At 65.6% G+C, this 15,725-nt stretch carries 15 protein-coding genes; 6 read left to right on the forward strand and 9 right to left on the reverse strand.

Features of this window, described 5'->3' with window-relative positions; translation table 11 throughout:
- Positions 1–179: 179 nt before the first annotated feature.
- The gene (locus CG51_RS03385; protein ID WP_035741756.1) at positions 180–1,049 is read left to right on the forward strand and encodes a branched-chain amino acid aminotransferase; all 870 of its coding nucleotides are present in this window, start codon (positions 180–182) and stop codon (positions 1,047–1,049) included.
- Positions 1,050–1,158: 109 nt separating this feature from the next.
- Here CG51_RS03385 and CG51_RS03390 read toward each other — a convergent pair whose 3' ends face one another.
- The 9 genes from CG51_RS03390 to CG51_RS03430 form a co-directional block, all read right to left on the reverse strand.
- Positions 1,159–1,356 carry a hypothetical protein gene (locus CG51_RS03390; protein WP_035741758.1) on the reverse strand — a complete coding sequence of 66 codons (198 nt, stop codon included), beginning with the start codon at positions 1,354–1,356 and terminating at the stop codon, positions 1,159–1,161.
- Between the two features lie 69 nt (positions 1,357–1,425).
- Positions 1,426–2,481: a tRNA epoxyqueuosine(34) reductase QueG gene (gene queG, locus CG51_RS03395; RefSeq protein ID WP_035741760.1), complete on the reverse strand. Its 1,056-nt coding sequence runs from the start codon at positions 2,479–2,481 to the stop codon at positions 1,426–1,428.
- On the reverse strand, positions 2,462–3,127 hold the full coding sequence (gene fzlA / locus CG51_RS03400; protein WP_035741762.1) for an FtsZ-binding protein FzlA: 666 nt from the start codon (positions 3,125–3,127) through the stop codon (positions 2,462–2,464). Before fzlA ends, queG begins: the two co-directional genes overlap by 20 nt.
- A gap of 96 nt (positions 3,128–3,223) precedes the next feature.
- Positions 3,224–3,961: a monofunctional biosynthetic peptidoglycan transglycosylase gene (mtgA, locus tag CG51_RS03405; protein WP_035741764.1), complete on the reverse strand. Its 738-nt coding sequence runs from the start codon at positions 3,959–3,961 to the stop codon at positions 3,224–3,226.
- Between the two features lie 432 nt (positions 3,962–4,393).
- Positions 4,394–5,494 (reverse strand): 3-isopropylmalate dehydrogenase, encoded by a 1,101-nt coding sequence (leuB, locus tag CG51_RS03410; RefSeq protein ID WP_035741766.1) that lies wholly within the window; start codon positions 5,492–5,494, stop codon positions 4,394–4,396.
- A 212-nt stretch (positions 5,495–5,706) separates the two neighbouring features.
- A complete protein-coding gene (locus CG51_RS03415; protein ID WP_035741769.1) occupies positions 5,707–6,741 on the reverse strand; it encodes an endonuclease/exonuclease/phosphatase family protein in 1,035 nt (344 codons plus the stop codon).
- 327 nt (positions 6,742–7,068) lie between these two features.
- Positions 7,069–7,674: a 3-isopropylmalate dehydratase small subunit gene (gene leuD / locus CG51_RS03420; protein ID WP_035741772.1), complete on the reverse strand. Its 606-nt coding sequence runs from the start codon at positions 7,672–7,674 to the stop codon at positions 7,069–7,071.
- Complete coding sequence (gene leuC / locus CG51_RS03425; RefSeq protein ID WP_035741775.1) at positions 7,674–9,116, reverse strand: 3-isopropylmalate dehydratase large subunit; 1,443 nt, start codon at positions 9,114–9,116, stop codon at positions 7,674–7,676. The genes leuD and leuC overlap by 1 nt, the downstream gene beginning before the upstream one ends.
- A gap of 413 nt (positions 9,117–9,529) precedes the next feature.
- On the reverse strand, positions 9,530–10,075 hold the full coding sequence (locus CG51_RS03430; RefSeq protein WP_035741776.1) for a glutathione peroxidase: 546 nt from the start codon (positions 10,073–10,075) through the stop codon (positions 9,530–9,532).
- Between the two features lie 327 nt (positions 10,076–10,402).
- Here CG51_RS03430 and rsfS point away from each other — a divergent pair, with 327 nt between their 5' ends.
- The 5 genes from rsfS to CG51_RS03455 all read left to right on the forward strand — a co-directional run bounded on the left by rsfS (position 10,403) and on the right by CG51_RS03455 (position 15,654).
- On the forward strand, positions 10,403–10,774 hold the full coding sequence (rsfS, locus tag CG51_RS20670; RefSeq protein WP_035741778.1) for a ribosome silencing factor: 372 nt from the start codon (positions 10,403–10,405) through the stop codon (positions 10,772–10,774).
- Positions 10,775–10,904: 130 nt separating this feature from the next.
- A complete protein-coding gene (rlmH, locus tag CG51_RS03440; protein ID WP_035741781.1) occupies positions 10,905–11,372 on the forward strand; it encodes a 23S rRNA (pseudouridine(1915)-N(3))-methyltransferase RlmH in 468 nt (155 codons plus the stop codon).
- A 210-nt stretch (positions 11,373–11,582) separates the two neighbouring features.
- Positions 11,583–13,103 carry a 2,3-bisphosphoglycerate-independent phosphoglycerate mutase gene (gene gpmI / locus CG51_RS03445; protein WP_035741782.1) on the forward strand — a complete coding sequence of 507 codons (1,521 nt, stop codon included), beginning with the start codon at positions 11,583–11,585 and terminating at the stop codon, positions 13,101–13,103.
- Positions 13,104–13,120: 17 nt separating this feature from the next.
- Positions 13,121–14,314, forward strand: a complete 1,194-nt coding sequence (locus CG51_RS03450; protein ID WP_035742103.1) for a murein hydrolase activator EnvC family protein — start codon at positions 13,121–13,123, stop codon at positions 14,312–14,314.
- A complete protein-coding gene (locus CG51_RS03455; protein ID WP_035741783.1) occupies positions 14,311–15,654 on the forward strand; it encodes a S41 family peptidase in 1,344 nt (447 codons plus the stop codon). The genes CG51_RS03450 and CG51_RS03455 overlap by 4 nt, the downstream gene beginning before the upstream one ends.
- The last annotated feature ends 71 nt before the right edge of the window (positions 15,655–15,725 follow it).

Below are 15,725 nucleotides of genomic sequence, written 5' to 3' on the forward strand. Positions count from 1 at the left end.
CCGGACCCCCTTGCTCAATAGCGCCTGGAGACCGTGTTTACGTCAGGCATGTTGACTTTCCAAGAATCAATTGATAGCTCCGCCGGGCTTGCGCGCAATATTCTTTAATATGGAGAAATCGGCACGCAAGATTCGCCAAGGAAATCCCCGAGGCGGGGAAACACGAAAGGAATGGCCCGATGGCCGGCTCATACGAAGACCGCGATGGCAAGATCTGGATGGATGGCAAACTGGTGGAGTGGCGGGATGCACAGGTGCATGTGCTGACCCATGCTCTGCACTATGCTTCCGCGGTATTTGAGGGTGAGCGGTGCTACAACGGCAAGATTTTCAAAGGCACCGAACATTCCCAGCGGCTCCACCGCTCGGCTAACCTGCTCGACATGGAAATTCCCTTCACCGTCGAAGAAATCGACGCAGCGAAAGCGGCGGTGCTCAAGGCCAACGGACTGACCGACGGATATGTCCGCGCGCTTGCCTTCCGCGGTGCGGGTGACGAAATGGGCGTTTCTGCCATCGACAATCCGGTGCGGCTCGCGATCGCCACCTGGGGATGGGGTGCCTATTACGGCGATGCCAAGATGAAGGGCGCGAAGCTCGATATCTCCAAATGGAAGCGCCCCTCGCCCGAAACCATCCCGGCGGAGGCCAAGGCAGCGGGGCTTTACATGATCTGCACGATGTCGAAACATGCGGCTCAGGCCAAGGGCTGTTCCGACGCGCTGTTCTTCGACTATCGCGGCTATGTGGCCGAAGCGACCGGGGCGAACATCTTCTTCGTCAAGGATGGTGAGGTGCACACCCCGCTGGCCGACTGCTTCCTGAATGGCATTACCCGCCAGACGGTGATCGGCCTGCTCGGCGACCATCAGATCAAGGTGCATGAACGCCATATCCTGCCTGCGGAACTTGAAGGGTTCGAGCAGTGCTTCCTGACAGGCACGGCGGCGGAAGTGACCCCTGTGGGCCAGATCGGCGATTACAACTTCGAGGTCGGCGCGCTCACCCGCGACATCGCCTCCACCTACGAGAAGCACGTGCGCGCCTGACCTTTCAGGTGGGAGCATCATGACGGGGCGGTGCCGCACGGGCCGCCCCGCTCTTTTCCGGGCCGCGACAAGCCGCCAAGGACGCCCCGTCAGCCCCGCTTTGCGACGATCAGGCTTCGCGACCGCGCTCGATACGCGTGTAGTGGGCCACCCGGGCGTCGGCTTCGGGGGATTTCGCGCCGGTGCGCTTCATCAGTTTGAGACTGGCGGGATGCGGCCCTTCGCCCTGCTCACGCGCCAGAACAGCGAATTTTTCCAGCCGCCCAGTCTCACCGGGTTCGCGACGGTCAATGATATGCTTCGTCATGCGCCTTCTCCTCCTGGAAAGGCGAGTATAGGGCCGATGCGGCCTTTTGTCTGCCCCGGTCGTGGAAAGTCACTGATCCCGCTGCGTGGACAGGCGGTTCACAGCCCATTCCGCTGCCTCCGCAACGACCGGGTCGGGATCGGAACGAAGCGCCATTGCAGAGGGCATCAAACGGCTGTCCGCAGAATTTCCGATGGCATAGAGCACATTGCGCACAAATCGGTCACGTCCGATCCGCTTGATCGGACTGCCGGAGAATCGCGCGCGAAAGGCCGCATCATCCAACAGCGCCAGTTCCGCCAGTGGCGGCGCCACCAGATCCTCGCGGGCGGCATAGCGCGTCTCCCGCGCCTCGACGGCGAACTTGTTCCACGGGCAGGCCGCCAGACAGTCGTCACAGCCATAGATGCGATTGCCCATCCGCTGCCGCAGCGACTCCTCCACCGGCCCGTGATGTTCGATGGTCAGGTAGGAGATGCAGCGGCGGGCATCCAGCTGATAGGGCGCGGGAAAGGCGTCGGTCGGGCAGGCGGTCTGGCAGCGCGTGCAGGAGCCGCAGTGGTCCGCCTCCGGCCCGTCCACCGGCAAGTCCAGCGTGGTGAAGATCGCCCCCAGAAAGAACCAGTTGCCCATCTCGCGGCTGACGAGGTTGGTATGCTTGCCCTGCCAACCCAGCCCAGCCGCCTGCGCCAGCGGCTTCTCCGGCACCGGGGCGGTATCGACGAAGACCTTCACCTCGCCGCCCCCTTCGGCGATCAGCCAGCGGGCGAGCCGCTTCAGCCGCTTCTTCACCAGATCGTGATAATCCTTGCCCCGCGCATAGACGGAAATCGCCCCCCTGTCGCGCTGCGCGACGGCGGCCATGGGGTTCTCCTCGGGCGTATAGCTCTCGGCCAGCATGATGACGGAGCGCGCCTCCGGCCAGAGCGCGGCCGGATCGGTCCGCCAGTGCACCCGCTCCGCAAGCCAGCCCATCTGGCCGTGAAACCCGGCGTCCAGAAAGGCCCGATACCGCTCCGGCACTTCGGGAATATCCGTCGGACGGCAAAGTCGCGCGGCGGAGAACCCCTCCACCAGCGCCTGAGCGACCAGGCGTTCCTTCAGGTCAGAAGTCGAGATCGGCATAGTGCCTGGGGGGCGGGAAGCCCGGCACCTGATCGGCCAGCAGCGACCGGAAGGAGGGGCGCGACTTGATCTTGGCATACCAGTCCCGCACGTTGGCGGCCCGGTTCCAGTCCACGTCGGAGATGTAGTCGAGGCAGGACAGGTGCGCAGCAGCGGCGAAATCCGCCAGCGTCATCACGTCTCCCGCCAGCCAGCGGCGCTGATCGAGCAGCCAGCCCATGTAGTCGAGATGATACTTGATCTTCTGAGCCCCCGACTTGACGTTCTTGCTGTCGGGATAGCCAAGACCCATGATCTTCTTGTTCACCCGCTCATAGAGCAGCTTGGACGTGACCTCATGGTGGAACTTGTCGTCGAACCAGGCGCAGAGGCGGCGCACCTCGAACCGTTCGTCGGGGCTTCGGGGAAACAGCGGCGGGTTCGGCACCGTCTCCTCCAGATATTCGCAGATCGCCTGACTTTCGGACAGGAAGCGGTTGTTGAGGCGCAGGACCGGGACCTTGCCGGCGGGGTTGCGGCGCAGGAAATCCTGGTTCGGCTCCCAGTAACGCTCCTCCACCAGTTCGACCTCGATCCTCTTTTCCGCGAGCGTGAGCCGGACCTTGCGAGAGAAGGGAGAGAGGGGGAAGTGAAAGAGCCTGTTCATCGCTGCGTCGTCTCGCGCTTCATGGATATCGGGTGGAGTGGCCTTTCATCGCGCCCGCGGCAGGGAATTTCAATCCCGTCCGAAGGGAAAGCCGCCTCAGCCGGTGAAACAGTTCGCGCGTCCGTCGGCGCGGATCGTCTGCGCCCCGTCCTGAATCGCGGCTCCCCGACGCTGGACGAAAGCCGTCGGTCGTCGCGGATCCCGTCCTTTCGGATCCGGCAGAATAGCGGCCAGCCGCGCCGCCTGTGCCGGTGTGAGCCGGGCGGCATCGACATTGTAGTAGTGCCGCGCGGCCGCCTGCACGCCAAAGACCCCCTCACCGAATTCCGCCACGTTCATGTAAACCTCAAGGATCCGCCGCTTGGACCAGAACGTCTCCACCAGTGGCGTAAGCACACCCTCCAATGCCTTGCGCGGCCAGGAGCGGCCCTGCCAAAGATAGACGTTCTTCACAGTCTGCTGGCTGATGGTGGAGGCGCCACGCTGGCCTCCCGCATCTATGGCACGCCTTATCTCGCCCATGTCGAAGCCCCAGTGCAGGCAGAAGTTCGCATCCTCCGCCGCGACGATGGAGCGGGCCATCACGGGGGCGACGTTCTCGAAATCCACCCACTCCTGCTCAACCCCGCCGAGCCTGCGGGATTCAGAGGCCATGTAGATGGTCGTGGGCGGGTTGAAGAGCGAAAAGAACAGCACTGCAGCGACCAGCACGGCCACCAGCCCGATCCCCCCGCGAATCGCCCAGCGGGCCATGTCCTTCCGGCCGGGCGCGAGAGGAACGCGCGCAGGGGCTGAAGCGGCCTTCGAACGGGCGGTCTTTGCGGGTTTCGCCATGGCGGAGCCAGACCATGTGGCGTCTCACCGGTCAAGTGCGACATGATGTGCGGATGTGGAAAACAACCGCTGTGGATTGCGGACGGCACACCTCAAGATGCCGACGCGAGTCCCGATGCGTGCGGGGACATCCACTGCCTCTCCGCCCTATGCCAATATCAGCGGCAAGCACGTGCGTCGGAACTTGCCGCCCGCGTGATCACCCCTCACCGGCGGATACGGATGAATGACGAAGCGGTCGGCCCCCGACCATCGCGGGCAGGCGCTGCGCGATGGGATGCACGGCGATGGACCGCGGGGTGATACCGCGGCCGCCAAGGGGTGGGACAGGCCTGCGGGGGGCTTCCGGCACGCGGCCCACCCTCCGAGGTGTAGGGGAGCGCGCGACATGCCCATAGGGCAATGCCGCAGCAGGCGCACCGGAGAAGCCCGTCAGACCGCCGCCAGCGCCCGGACGATGGCATCGCCCATCTGCGAGGTGCTGAGCGGCGCACGGTCACCCGCCTGCATCAGATCAGCCGTCCGGTCGCCATCGGCCAGCACCTTCTCCACGGCGCGCTCCAGCCGGTCGGCCTCCGCGCCACGGTCGAAGGAGTAACGCAACGCCATGGCGAAGGAGAGGATGCAGGCGATCGGGTTGGCCTTGCCCTGCCCCGCGATATCCGGTGCGGAGCCGTGAACCGGCTCATAGAGCGCCTTCGGCCGACCGTTGGCCATCGGCGCACCGAGGCTCGCGGAGGGCAGCATGCCGAGAGAGCCAGTCAGCATCGCGGCGAGATCCGACAGCAGATCGCCAAAGAGGTTGTCCGTCACGATGACGTCGAACTGCCGCGGCCAGCGGGTGAGCTGCATGGCACCGGCATCGGCATACATATGCGTCAGCTCCACGTCGGGGTATTCATCGTCGTGGACCTTCTGGACGACTTCACGCCACAGGACGCCGGATTCCATCACATTGGCCTTCTCCATAGAGCAGACCTTGTTATGACGCCGCCGCGCCAGCTCGAAAGCGGAGCGGGCAACGCGGGCGATCTCGGATTCCGTATAGCGCTGGGTGTTGATGCCCACCCGCTCATTACCCTCCATGAAGATGCCGCGCGGCTCGCCGAAATAGACGCCCGAGGTCAACTCCCGCACGATCATGATGTCGAGCCCGGCCACCACCTCCCGCTTGAGCGAGGAGAAATCGGCCAGCGCGTCGAAGCACTGTGCGGGCCGGAGGTTCGCGTAGAGGTCCATCTCCTTGCGGAGGCGCAACAGCCCCCGCTCCGGCTTCACCGAAAAATCCAGCACATCGTATTTCGGCCCGCCCACGGCACCGAGCAGCACCGCATCCACCGATTGCGCCAGCTCCATCGTCTCGTCCGTGAGCGGCGTGCCATGCGCGTCATAGGAGCAGCCGCCGACAAGTCCCTCATGAATGTCGAAGACAAGGCCCTGACCGGCGAACCAGTCGATGACCTTGCGGACCTCGGTCATCACTTCGGGGCCGATGCCATCGCCGGGCAGGATGAGAAGCGACGGGTTAGACATGGACAATTCCTCCTTATGCGCCGGGATGGCCTAGCCTTCGGCCCTCCGTCGGTCAAGCGGCGTGCAGCGGAGCCGGGATGCTGACTGCCCCCGAACCGGCCTGTCCCGCATGCCGCAGGCCGTCTCTGGGGCGCTGCCGGGAAGTCCGCCTGCCCTCGGTCAGCCGCTGACTTCATCCGTGGCGGCGGGAACGGGAGCGGATCGGCGGCGCGCTACGGAACTGTTGCCTGCGCTGCCTCCATGCGCAGCGGGGGGAGTGTCACATCCACCATCACGACGGAATGGCGATCCTCCCCCTCCGGTGGAAGCAGACCGGCGGAGAGAAGCGTCATATCCCGGGAGGGAAGGACATAGTCCACACGCAACCGGCCCGGCCCCCGTTTGCCGGAGCGGAGCATGCTCCAGTCCGCCGTCGCCGTGCCTCCCTGTGGATCGGCAGGACGCGGGTCCGTCAGACGTGGATCGGCCAGAAGACGCGCCATGGCCTGACGCATGCCATCGCCGCCTTCGGGATCCAGATTGGCATCCCCCATCAGTACGAAGGGCATGGAAGGCGGCGGACCAAGCGCCCCGTCCAGCAGCGCACCCCAGATCGCTGTTTCGTCGTGATTGCGGCGCCGGCTCCTCTCCCCGCCGAAGGCTGGCGGCCCTGCGCACCATGTCAGCAGCGTCACCCGCTTGGTTCCCCACAGAACGGGCACCTGCCAATGCCCGGTGGTGGAGAGTCTTTGCGCCGCCGCCGCCGGGCCGGTCAGGGGGGAAAGGTTGCCGGGAAAGTCGCGCCAGAGCATCGCGCTGTGATCGACGATCTCCTCCCGCAGAATGGGCAGTCGGGAGAGCAGGGCCATTCCCTTCTCTCCGCTGAAATTACCGAAACCCTGGGCGTCGGCCGGCCCGCCCAGACGCCCGTCGCCATCGAGATCCAGCCCCGTCGCCATGCCGGTGTTCGGCCGAAGCGCCAGCCGATGGGGATAGTCGAGCCCCGCCGCCCGCACGCGATCCGCGAGGGCGTCGAGTGCCAGCCCGTCGTGGTCCCAGTCGATGCCACACAACAGCAGCACATCCGCTCCCGCCGCCACGATCCGGCGCACCGCGGTTTCCACCCCGGGCGCGCCCGGTTTCAACAGGTCACGATACAGCAGGCCCGGCCCGTCACGGGTGAGTTCGGTCGTATATTGCGCAAGCCGCAGCCGGTCGCCCGCAAAGGCGGGTGTGACGAAGAGCAGAAGGAAAAGAAGCCGCAGCATCCCTGCAGGATGTCACGACTTCCCTAAGACGCGGTTAACAAGCGGCCGAAACGCCCCGAATTAACAGGCTGCTTAAAAAGTCGGGCACCTAACTAGGATTGCGTCGAAGCCAGAAATCTTTCCTGTCACGCGCCAAGACCGGCGGCTTCCGGGGCGCATCTCAACACCGTGTGGGAAAGATCTCCACCCCAGGGGAGTCGTGGACGGCCTTTTCAGCAGCCGGTTAACCCTCCCGGCGGCCGGAACATCCCGTCCTCGGCACGGGGATCCGGCCCGGTGTCCCGCCGCGCCGACCGTTGATGGGATTTCCGGCAGTCAGCGAGTCCGTCAGGCCCAGGGGCGGGACATGCGGGTGTTTGCCTCATAGGCGTCGATGTCGCCCGCGTTTTCCAGCGTCAGCCCGATGTCATCGAGACCGTTCAGCAGGCAGTGCTTGCGGAACGGGTCGATCTCGAAGTGGAATACCTCGCCATCGGAGGCGGATACGGTCTGCGCCTCCAGATCCACCGTGATCCGCGCATTGGAGCCGCGCCGGGCGTCATCCATCAGCCGATCCACCTGCTCCTGCGGAAGCGTGATCGGCAGGATGCCGTTCTTGAAGCAGTTGTTGTAGAAGATGTCGGCAAAGCTGGTGGAGATCACGCAGCGAATGCCAAAATCCAGAAGCGCCCAAGGAGCATGCTCGCGCGAGGAGCCACAGCCGAAGTTGTCGCCCGCGACGATGATCTCAGCCTTGCGATAGGCGGGCTGGTTCAGCACGAAATCCGGCTTCTCCGATCCATCGGCCTCATAGCGCATCTCGTCGAACAGGTTCTTGCCCAGCCCCGTCCGCTTGATCGTCTTGAGGAACTGCTTGGGGATGATCATGTCCGTGTCGATATTGACCAGCGGCATCGGCGCGGCGACCCCGGTCAGCGTGGTGAAACGATCCATCAGGCAGTCTCCCTTTCGGCTGTCAGTTCACGCACGTCCACCAGATGGCCCGCGATACCTGCGGCGGCGGCCATGGCGGGGCTCATCAGATGCGTCCGCCCCCCACGGCCCATGCGGCCCTCGAAATTGCGATTGGATGTGCCCGCGCAGCGCTCACCGGGTGCGAGCTGATCGGGGTTCATACCGAGACACATGGAGCATCCCGCCAGCCGCCATTCGAAACCTGCCGCGCGGAAGATGTCCGCGAGGCCTTCCTCCTCCGCCTGCAAACGAACGAGACCCGACCCCGGCACCACCATGCCCCGCACACCGGAGGCGAGCTTGCGCCCCTTCACCACCGCGGCGGCGGCGCGCAGATCCTCGATCCGGCCATTGGTGCAGGAGCCGATGAACACGGCGTCGATCGGGATCTCCGACAGCGGGGTTCCGGGCGTCAGACCCATGTAGTCGAGACTCCGCCGCGCGGCTTCCGCTTTTGCACTTGGGAAATCCTCGGGGTCCGGCACGATGCCGGTGATCGGCAGCACGTCCTCCGGGCTGGTGCCCCAGGTGACGACGGGAGCGATATCCTCTCCGCGGAGCGTGACCACCTTGTCGTAATGCGCGCCCTCATCCGTGAAGAGCGTCTTCCAATAGGCGACCGCCGCCTCCCAAGCCGCACCCTTGGGCGCATGCGGTCGGCCCATGACATAGGCGAAGGTCGTCTCGTCCGGCGCGATGAGACCTGCGCGTGCGCCGCCCTCGATCGCCATGTTACAGACGGTCATCCGGCCTTCCATCGACAGTTCGCGAATCGCTTGACCGCAATACTCGATGACATAGCCGGTGCCGCCTGCCGTGCCGGTGGCGCCGATGACCGACAGGGTGATGTCCTTGGCGGTCACGCCGGGGCGCAGACTCCCGGTGATCTCCACCTTCATGTTCTTCGACTTCTTCTGGATCAGGGTCTGGGTGGCAAGCACATGCTCCACCTCCGAGGTGCCGATCCCGTGCGCCAGCGCGCCGAAGGCCCCGTGCGTCGCGGTATGGCTGTCGCCGCAGACAACGGTCATGCCCGGCAGCGTCCATCCCTGCTCAGGCCCGACGATGTGCACGATCCCCTGCCGAATGTCGTTCACCGGGTAATAGACCACACCGAAATCGCGGGCGTTCTTGTCCAGCGCATCGACCTGAATGCGGGATTCCTCGTTGTCGATGCCCTTCTCGCGATCCCAGGTTGTGGGAACGTTGTGATCGGGCACGGCGATGGTCTTTTCGGGTGCGCGGACCTTTCGGCCGGTCATCCGCAGGCCCTCGAAGGCTTGCGGCGAAGTCACCTCATGAACGAGGTGCCGGTCGATATAGAGAAGGCAGGTGCCGTCTTCGGACTGGTGGACGACATGATCGTCCCAGATCTTGTCATAGAGCGTTCGTGGACTGCGGCTGGCGGTGTCGGCTGACATCGGAATTCACTCCGTTCGGAATGGCTGTTACGCGGCAATGCGCGCGGCTTTTCGGAAGGGTGTCGCAAGGCGCATGGGGCGGACGCTTGACGGCGCCGCCCGCGCGATCAAAGTCGCCCGAGGATCGAATGCTCCACGCCGAAGAAGCGGCCCGGAAGCCGTGCACGGTCGTGGATATTGAAATAGACGAAGCCTCTCATGGCAGCCCTCATAGCCGCATCTCCGGCAGCAGGCAAGCACCCACCGCCACAGAACGCAACAACCGGATGGCAGACAGGCGGGACGAGCAAGTTTGTTGCGCAGGCCCTGTGCTGGAGGGCAGAACGACACCGCTTCACCCGCCAGCCACGGCCGCTTCATCGGGAGGGTCAGCGGGAGGAATTAGCTCCGCCGAAACGCCCTGCGAAGCGGGATCAGCCCTTCGCCAGCTCCGCGTCGATCGCAGCGAGGATACGGGGGTCGTCCGCTGGAATATCGGGAGCGAAGCGGGCGACCACGTCGCCATGGCGGGAGATCAGGAATTTCTCGAAGTTCCATTGCACCTCAGGGCGGGGATTCATGGCGATCCCCTTGCCCTCGAGCCGCGCGCGCCAAGGCCCTTCGCCCTCCGCCTCCGGGATCGCCCCGGTCAGAGCGGTATAGAGCGGGTGGCGATCCGCACCGGCCACCGAGATCTTGGAGAACATGGGAAAGCTCACATCATATGTGAGGGAGCAGAACTCCGCGATCTCGCTGTCCGACCCGGGTTCCTGGCCCAGAAAGTCGTTCGCGGGGAAGCCCAGCACCTCGAAGCCTTGGTCCTTCTTGGACTCGTAGAGCGCCTCAAGACCGGCATATTGCGGGGTGAGACCGCATTTCGACGCGACATTGACGATGAGAAGCACCTTGCCGGCATGGGCGCCAAGCGTGTCGGGACTGCCGTCGATGCGGGTGAGCGGAAGGGTGGTGAGCGTATCCATGGAGGGTCTCCGGCAGGGGTTGTCAGCGGCATTCCGGCGGGGCGTCGGCTCATGCCACCCTCCGGATGCCGCCATGCACCATGCCCCAGTCGCGCCCCGCCGTCACCCCCGCCCGTCGGGAGGTCATCACTTCTGTGCGGAAGGTGGAAGATCGCCGCGACGGCGGCACGAATCCGGGACCGCTGTGCATTGAGAAATCGCCGTCGAAGTGTTAAATGGATAAGCGTCCCGGCGCCGGGGAGGATCGGGCGCGCAGAGAAGGAGGACAATGTCCTGTCGTACATATCGCCCGCGGTCGGCGCCAAGACCGCTTCGGGAGCCGCGGGCTTGAGTACCGCACCCCAAGGGAACGTCGCAGAGCCCTCCAGTGAGGAGCTCCTGTCCCGTATCGTCGCCTCACTGGATGACGACAAAGCCGAGGAGATCGTGACGATCGACCTCAAGGGCCGGTCGTCGGTCGCCGATTACATGGTGATCTGCTCCGGTCAGTCGTCGCGTCAGGTCGCCGCCATCGCCGACAAGCTCGTCGAGCGTCTGAAGGAGGACTACGGTCGCTCCTGCAAGATCGAGGGCAAGGAACAGGGCGACTGGGTGCTGATCGACGCGGCCGATGTCATCGTGCACGTCTTCCGCCCGGAAGTGCGCGAGTTCTATCAGCTCGAGAAGATGTGGATGCCCACCGGCCCCCGCGCGGCCTGAAACTTCGACCGGTCTGACGTTCTGCCCGGCGCCCGGCGGGAGCCTTGACGACGGAGTCTCCGCCCGACGACGGTGAGAACGATTTGGCCGAGGGGTGCCGCGCACGTGGTGCCGGGAGATGTGACGCGTCGTGAAAGTGCAGATTTGCGCCGTGGGCCGGCTTCGAAGTGGCCCGGAGGCGGAGCTCGTATCGGATTATCTCGCGCGTTTCGACCGGACAGGTCGTCCGCACGGTTTGGGTCCAGCGGCAGTCGCGGAGGTTGAGGATCGCAAGGGCGGAGGCATGGCCGCGGAGGCGGAGCTTCTGCAACGCAGCCTTCCCTCAGGTGCCCTGACCGTCGTGATGGACGAGCGGGGGCAGATGCCCTCCTCCCCCGATTTCGCGGCGATGCTTGTTCGCTGGCGCGATCAGGGGCGCGACGTGGCGTTCGTGATCGGCGGAGCGGACGGGCTGTCTCCCACCTTCCGGGACCGAGCCGACGCGGCCATCTCGCTGGGGACGATGGTCTGGCCGCATATGCTCGTCCGGGTGATGCTGGCCGAACAGCTCTACCGCGCCGCGACCATCATCGCCGGAACTCCTTATCACCGCTCCTGAACCCACGCGGCTGGAGTTCCAACGGCACTCCCGCCCTGCCCGGTCAGGCGCCGCCCCCGGACGACTGGACCATCGACACCCGGACCGCCTACCGCGGCTCCGCACGATACCGTCACCGAAAGGCCGCGGAGTTGCCTTGCGCCGCGGTGGAGCGTAGAACGCCTGCGACCCGGCCGTTGCCATCCGTCTTTGCCAGCCAAGGAGCCCTTCATGCCGTCGATAAAGCCCGTGGTTCTCTGCATTCTCGACGGTTGGGGATTGCGCGAGGAGCAGGAGGCGAATGCCCCGGCGCTGGCCGCCACGCCGAATTTCGACAGGCTGTGGAGCGGCTCTCCGCATGCGACGCTCATCACCCATGGGCCGGATGTGGGCCTGCCGACCGGGCAGATGGGCAATTCGGAGGTCGGCCACACCAATATCGGCGCGGGTCGCGTGGTGGCGATGGACCTGGGACAGATCGACCTCGCCATTGAGGACGGCAGCTTCTTCGCCAATGAGGCCCTCCGCACTTTCCTCGCACATGTGGGTACGGCGAACGGGCGTGTACATCTGATGGGCGTCATATCCAACGGTGGTGTGCATGGTCACATCGAACACGTGCTGGCCGCGGCCCGTGCCGCGACGGAGGCGGGGCTCGGCGTGCTCGTCCACGCAATCACCGACGGACGGGACGTGGCGCCCACTTCCGCCCCGGGCTTCATCGCCGATCTGGCGGCGCGGCTACCGGCGGGGGCGGAGATCGCCACGGTTTCGGGCCGTTACTACGCCATGGATCGCGACAACCGCTGGGAGCGGGTGGGCCTTGCGTATGACGCCATCGTGCGAGGCGGTGGCGAGCGCGCGGCGGATGCCGCGACCGCCGTGGCCGCAGCCGCCGCGCGTGGCGAAACCGACGAATTCATCAGGCCAACGATCATCGGCGGCTATGCGGGCGCACAGGATGGCGACGGATTCTTCGCCCTGAATTTCCGGGCCGACCGCACGCGCGAGATCATGGCCGCCATCGGCGCGCCCGGCTTCGACGCTTTCGACACCGGGCCACGGCCCGACTGGTCGGCGCTGCTCGGGATGGTGGAATATTCCGATGCCCATAACGCCTACATGACGACCGCCTATCCCAAGCGGGACATCGTGAACACGCTCGCCTCCTGGGTGGCGGATCACGGCCTGCGGCAGTTCCATATCGCGGAGACGGAGAAATATCCCCATGTCACCTTCTTCCTGAACGGTGGCAAGGAAGCCCCGATGACGGGGGAGGATCGCTACATGGCGAAATCCCCCAAGGTCGCGACCTACGACCTGCAACCCGAAATGTCGGCGGATGAGGTGACCGATCACCTCGTCGCCGCGATCGGGGAGGGCTACGACCTCATCGTGGTGAATTATGCCAACCCGGACATGGTGGGCCATACCGGCGTCCTTTCCGCTGCCATCGCCGCCTGCGAGACGGTGGACCGGGGGCTGGGCCGGGTGATCGCCGCCGTGGATGCCGCAGGCGGGGCGCTGATCGTCACTGCCGATCATGGTAACTGCGAAACGATGGTCGATCCGGTGACGGGCGGACCGCATACGGCCCATACGACGAATCCCGTCCCGGTGATCCTTCATGGCGGACCAGCGGGAGTATCGCTGGCTGCAGGCAGGCTCGCTGATCTCGCGCCGACGGTGCTGGACCTCATGGGCCTGCCGAAGCCTGAGGAGATGACCGGCGAAAGCCTCGTGCGGCGATGAGCGGATCCGTGACGACCATGCGGCGGATCGCGCTGCCCGTTCTCCTCGCCCTGGGACTGGCCGCGCCGCTCAGGGCGCAGGACGATCCGGCCGATGCCGCGCGTTCGGCAGCGGCATCGCTCGCGGCAGCGATCGACAGCCTGGACACCGCGACCGGCGCGCAGGACAGGGTAGCGGCGCTCACCCTCACCATCCGTGCCTATGAGGACGGTCTGGCCGCCGCGCGGGAAGCGCTGCGCCGCGTGACCCACCGGGACGCGGAAATCCGCGCCGACCTGAACGGAAAGCGGGAGCGCGTCTCCCGGCTGGTGGGCGTGATGACGGGGATGAGCCGCGATCCCGCCCCGGTCCGGGTGCTGCATCCCTCCGGTCCGCTCGGCGCGGCGCAGGCGGCGATGATCCTCGGCGATATCGCCCCGGCGCTGGAGGCGGAGACGCATACGCTCCGGCAGGAGCTGGCGGAGCTGGGGGAGTTGCGCGCCCTCCAGCAGCAGGTCACCGAGATGCTGGAAAAGGGCCTTGGCGCCGCGCAGACCGCGCGCACCGATCTGGCGCAGGCGATTTCCGACCGGCGTGACCTGCCGCAGCGCTTCACCGAGGACCCCGCCGTGCTCCGCGCGCTGATCGAGAGCCACGATACGCTCGACAGCTTCGCTGAGGCCGTGGCTGGGGGCGAGAAGGTGACCCCCGGCGAAGGGCCGTTCGGTTCGGTCAAGGGCGACCTCATGCTGCCGGTGGCGGGCGAGCTGCTCCGGGGTTACCGGGAGGCAGACGCCGCGGGTGTGAGCCGTCCCGGAATGATCGTGGCCGCCCCGCCGCGCGCGCTGGTGGTAACACCTGCTTCGGCGACGATTCGCTACATCGGCCCGCTCGACGGCTATGGCAACGTGGTGATCCTTGAGCCGGCGGCGGGCTATCTGATGGTGCTGGCCGGGCTGGGAGAGACCTACGGACGCATCGGGCAGGTCGTGCCCGCAGGCTCTCCCGTGGGCCTGATGGGAGGCGAGGATACCCGCACTGCTGAACTGTCGGCCGATATCGCCGGGCGCGCACGAAATGTCGCAGGTGCACAGAATGTCGTGAACGATGCCCCCCCTGATGCACAAGCCGCTGGCGCGATGGCCTCGGAGACGCTTTACATTGAGGTCAGGCAGGGGGGGTCGCCCGTGGACCCCGCCGAGTGGTTCGCTGAGACAAGGATGTTTCCATGAAGAAGTTCGTGATGGCCGCGCTCGGCGGCACGGTCGCCGGGGTGCTGCTCACCACGCAGGTCGCAGGGCCTCTTGTCGCTCAAGAAGCCAAGGAGAATGCTTCCGTCTATCAGCAGCTCGATCTCTTCGGAGACATCTTCGAGCGGATCCGCGCCCAATATGTGGAACCCGTGGATACGTCGAAGCTGATCCAAGCGGCGATCAACGGAATGCTCACCTCGCTCGATCCGCATTCCAGCTATCTTGCGCCCGACGATTTCAGCGACATGCAGGTGCAGACCAAGGGCGAATTCGGGGGTCTCGGCATCGAGGTCACGCAGGAGGAGGGCTTCGTCAAGGTCGTCTCCCCCATGGACGGCAGCCCGGCGGACAAGGCGGGCATCCAGTCCGGTGACTACATCACCCATGTGAACGGCGAGACCGTCATGGGCCTGACGCTGGATCAGGCGGTGGACATGATGCGCGGCCCCATCGGGTCGGAGATCACCATCACCGTCGTGCGCAAGGACAAGCCCGAGCCGTTCGACGTGACGCTGACCCGCGACACGATCAAGCTCACCGCCGTTACCGCGCGCATGCAGGGCTCCACGGTCGTGCTCCGCGTCTCCACCTTCAACGACCAGACGTTCCAGAACCTCGAAGACGGCTACAAGAAGATGCTGGAGGAGGCCGGCGGCGCGGACAAGGTGTCAGGCGTCGTGCTCGATCTGCGCAACAACCCCGGCGGGCTGCTCACCCAGGCGATCAAGGTGTCAGATGCGTTCCTCGAATCGGGAGAGATCGTATCCACCCGCGGGCGCAACCCGCAGGACGGGGAGCGTTACAACGCCACCGCCGGCGACATCACCGGGGCGAAGCCGATGGTTGTGCTGATCAACGGCGGCTCCGCTTCGGCATCGGAGATCGTGGCGGGCGCCCTTCAGGATCACCGCCGCGCAGTGGTCGTAGGCACCAAATCCTTCGGCAAGGGCTCGGTGCAGACCGTGATTCCGCTGAAGGGCGACGGGGCGATGCGGCTGACCACGGCGCGCTACTACACGCCGTCGGGCCGGTCGATCCAGTCGCTCGGCGTCTCGCCCGACATCTGGGTGGAACAGCCGCCGCCCAAACCCGCGGCGGATGACGAAGGTACCCCGAATACGCTGGCCGCGCGGATGCGCTCGGAAGCCGATCTTCGCGGCGCGATCACCAACGACAGTATGACCGATGACGAGCGCAAGCAGCTTCAGGAGGAGCAGCATCAGGCCGAGCTCGCCGCGAAACTGCGGACGGAGGACTATCAGCTCGCCTATGCCGTGGATATCCTGAAAGGGCTGTCCGCGCTCGAACTGCCGCAGTAAGGCGGCTCTGCGCCGCACAGGACACGCGGACGGACCGCCCGGCTTCATGCGGGTGGTCCCGACGGACGGAG

Origin of the sequence: Haematobacter missouriensis, assembly GCF_000740775.1 — a bacterium.
In the GTDB taxonomy this organism is placed as follows: domain Bacteria; phylum Pseudomonadota; class Alphaproteobacteria; order Rhodobacterales; family Rhodobacteraceae; genus Haematobacter; species Haematobacter missouriensis.

Bases quoted from the DNA above. Each gene is read 5' to 3' on its own strand.
- CG51_RS03385 (WP_035741756.1), top strand. From the start codon at position 180: ATGGCCGGCTCATACGAAGACCGCGATGGCAAGATCTGGATGGATGGC.
- CG51_RS03390 (WP_035741758.1), bottom strand. From the start codon at position 1,356: ATGACGAAGCATATCATTGACCGTCGCGAACCCGGTGAGACTGGGCGG.
- queG (WP_035741760.1), bottom strand. From the start codon at position 2,481: ATGCCGATCTCGACTTCTGACCTGAAGGAACGCCTGGTCGCTCAGGCG.
- fzlA (WP_035741762.1), bottom strand. From the start codon at position 3,127: ATGAACAGGCTCTTTCACTTCCCCCTCTCTCCCTTCTCTCGCAAGGTC.
- mtgA (WP_035741764.1), bottom strand. From the start codon at position 3,961: ATGGCGAAACCCGCAAAGACCGCCCGTTCGAAGGCCGCTTCAGCCCCT.
- leuB (WP_035741766.1), bottom strand. From the start codon at position 5,494: ATGTCTAACCCGTCGCTTCTCATCCTGCCCGGCGATGGCATCGGCCCC.
- CG51_RS03415 (WP_035741769.1), bottom strand. From the start codon at position 6,741: ATGCTGCGGCTTCTTTTCCTTCTGCTCTTCGTCACACCCGCCTTTGCG.
- leuD (WP_035741772.1), bottom strand. From the start codon at position 7,674: ATGGATCGTTTCACCACGCTGACCGGGGTCGCCGCGCCGATGCCGCTG.
- leuC (WP_035741775.1), bottom strand. From the start codon at position 9,116: ATGTCAGCCGACACCGCCAGCCGCAGTCCACGAACGCTCTATGACAAG.
- CG51_RS03430 (WP_035741776.1), bottom strand. From the start codon at position 10,075: ATGGATACGCTCACCACCCTTCCGCTCACCCGCATCGACGGCAGTCCC.
- gpmI (WP_035741782.1), top strand. From the start codon at position 11,583: ATGCCGTCGATAAAGCCCGTGGTTCTCTGCATTCTCGACGGTTGGGGA.
- CG51_RS03450 (WP_035742103.1), top strand. From the start codon at position 13,121: ATGCGGCGGATCGCGCTGCCCGTTCTCCTCGCCCTGGGACTGGCCGCG.
- CG51_RS03455 (WP_035741783.1), top strand. From the start codon at position 14,311: ATGAAGAAGTTCGTGATGGCCGCGCTCGGCGGCACGGTCGCCGGGGTG.